This window comes from Bacteroidota bacterium (assembly GCA_034723125.1).
Taxonomy (GTDB): domain Bacteria; phylum Bacteroidota; class Bacteroidia; order CAILMK01; family JAAYUY01; genus JAYEOP01.
Window position 1 is genome coordinate 1 of sequence record JAYEOP010000353.1, and the last position, 2467, is coordinate 2467.

The following is a 2467-nucleotide window of genomic DNA, read 5'->3' on the forward strand; positions in this document are numbered from 1 at the left end:
CCGGAGATGACAGACTAAAGGCTGAAGGAACTGGAGTATGGGCTACTGCTTATGCAAGCTTATCCCTCGAAGTAGGTAAACGATACAGGCTGACTGCAAGTATTGACTTAGGCTCAAATTTAGCAAGGGTAAAATATATGGTTAAAAATCCATCTGATGGCACATTTATGTTTATTAACAACACCAAAGTAGATGCTGATATTGATGTTGAATTTATTGCTACAACAACTACTGCAGACATAATATTCCAACGTGCTGATGCTACAAGTACCAATTTGCTCTTCTATCTTGACAATGTAAAAGTTGAAGAAATTGGTGAGAGTTATAGGTACGGGTTTGGTTCTCACGAAAAGGATGATGAGATAGCAGGAAGCGGAAACCACCTATCTTTTGGGGATTATGGATACAGTCCAAGAATAGGAAGAAGGTGGAATATTGACCCTGTAGGCAAGCCTTGGATGAGTTCTTATCATGCTTTTAGTAATAGTCCAATATGGAAAATTGACCCTAATGGTGCAGAAGATGGTGTTTTTCCTACTGGTGAAAAGCTTGAAAAACAAGGAAATAAAACAGTGACTGATAAGAAATTTTTTGCAAAAACTTTAAAAAATGCTGCTGGAAAAGAATATACTCAAACATATTGTAATTTTGGATTAAGGAATATTTTGAATGCATCTGGAGACCATTCATTAGATGGATTAAATGCTAATCAGATTGGATATAAATTGAGAAATGAAGAAGGCTTTGCAAAAGAAGTTACTCCTGAAGAAGCTTTGAAATATGCCAATCAAGGGGTAACAGTAATCGCTAGTTATATGAAAGAGGGATATACACCTGAAAATAATTCTAAATTTAGTAGTGGGCATGTTGCTATTGTTGCTCCTGGAGAAAAATTAAGTAGAGCAGGTAGTTGGGGAGCTAAAAATGAGGATTATAAAAAGGGTGTACCAAAAGTATATAATGTTGGACCATCAGCATATCATGGTCTTGTAAATTTAGGCTCTGCAATTGGTCATAAAAAGAAAGAACTAAGTGGATTATATGTGATGTCAGCAGATCTTGTAAAATTAAAGGCAAAGGAGAATAAAAGTATAACCAAACCTAAATCACCTTCTGTTTCAGGTATAGATAAATTTTCGAAAAATCAATATTGATATGTCTATTAAACATAGTAAATTAAGGGAGGTTTTTGTTTTTAATATACTATTCCTAGTTCTATTCTTATTATCTTGTATTAATAAGACAACAAATAGTTACAATAAAAATGATAACCCAAATGATTCTTTACTAACGAATGTAATTACGTTTGATACTATTTTATCTAACCAGAGTAATTTAAGGTTAAATTTAGAATTTGATGGTTTAGATTCAGAAGCTCCATTTTATCGAATGGCTCGCCTGTATATTAATGATTCATTATGTTTTAATGATTCTGAATCGTTCGAATATATTGAAATAATTGATACGATTAAGTTTATTATTTATAACAATGTAAATTATTTATTTGTACCTTATAGAGATAGACCTGATCCTAATTCTTGGCATATATTTGTAATTGAAAATGACATTCTAAAAGAAGAGAAAATTATTCAAGCAGATATTGGTATGAATTTCAAAGATTATGATAATGATGGTTTAATTGAATTTGGAGGATTACCTCAGTTTCATGAAGCTTACTGTTTCGATTGTGATTCAGTTTACTATAACTCGAATATTATTTATGAGATTTCAGATGCTATATTACTGGATACTATGCTTAGCATTGAAAATAATAAAAAGTACTATGGAAAACATATAGATTTCTCACGTGGTTGTTATACGGTTACAAGCAACGAGCAAAAGTAAAAACATAGATTATAGGTTCTAATCCGCACTAAGTGTAGTTTGTAACTACACCTATATATTGAAATCTATAATTGAATTTTTATATCAAATCAATTTCAATTAATGATTCCAATTAAAAAGAAAAAAGATTAGTATTTTTGTTGTTTGATGGGATGCCATAAATTAAAATATTACGAGAGCGAAACCGCAATAGGCGAAAAATGGAAAATTTTTGTCGATGGGATAGAAAAAATTGTGAATAGTCAGAAAATTTGCAAAGACTATTACCCGTTTGGTATGCAGATGCCAGGAAGGACTTATAGTATTGCTAAAACAGTTGGAGTGCCTATAATTGATTATGAATTTACGAGTGGAAATGATATAAATAATTGGTCTGCTTGGGGATTAACCGTTAGTGCTTCCGGAGATGACAGACTAAAGGCTGAAGGAACAGGAGCATGGGCTACTGCCTATGCAAGCTTATCCCTTGAAGTGGGAAAACGATACAGGCTATCAGCAAGTATTGACTTAGGCTCAAATTTAGCAAGAGTAAAATATATGGTTAAAAATCCATCTGATGGCACATTTATGTTTATCAATAACACCAAAGTAGATGCTGATATTGATGTTGAATTTATTGCTA

The 2467-nt window shown here is 32.3% G+C and carries 3 protein-coding genes; all 3 read left to right on the forward strand.

The features are described from left to right. Positions 1-1154: hypothetical protein (locus U9R42_09595; protein ID MEA3496275.1), on the forward strand; the 1154-nt coding region annotated here is incomplete at its 5' end. A 235-nt stretch (positions 1155-1389) separates the two neighbouring features. Further along, positions 1390-1845 carry a hypothetical protein gene (locus tag U9R42_09600; GenBank protein ID MEA3496276.1) on the forward strand — a complete coding sequence of 152 codons (456 nt, stop codon included), beginning with the start codon at positions 1390-1392 and terminating at the stop codon, positions 1843-1845. A gap of 147 nt (positions 1846-1992) precedes the next feature. Continuing rightward, on the forward strand, positions 1993-2467 hold a 475-nt coding region (locus tag U9R42_09605; GenBank protein ID MEA3496277.1), incomplete at its 3' end, for a hypothetical protein.

Excerpts from the sequence above, each read along its gene's own strand:
- U9R42_09600 (MEA3496276.1), top strand. The coding sequence starts at position 1,390 with ATGGCTCGCCTGTATATTAATGATTCATTATGTTTTAATGATTCTGAA.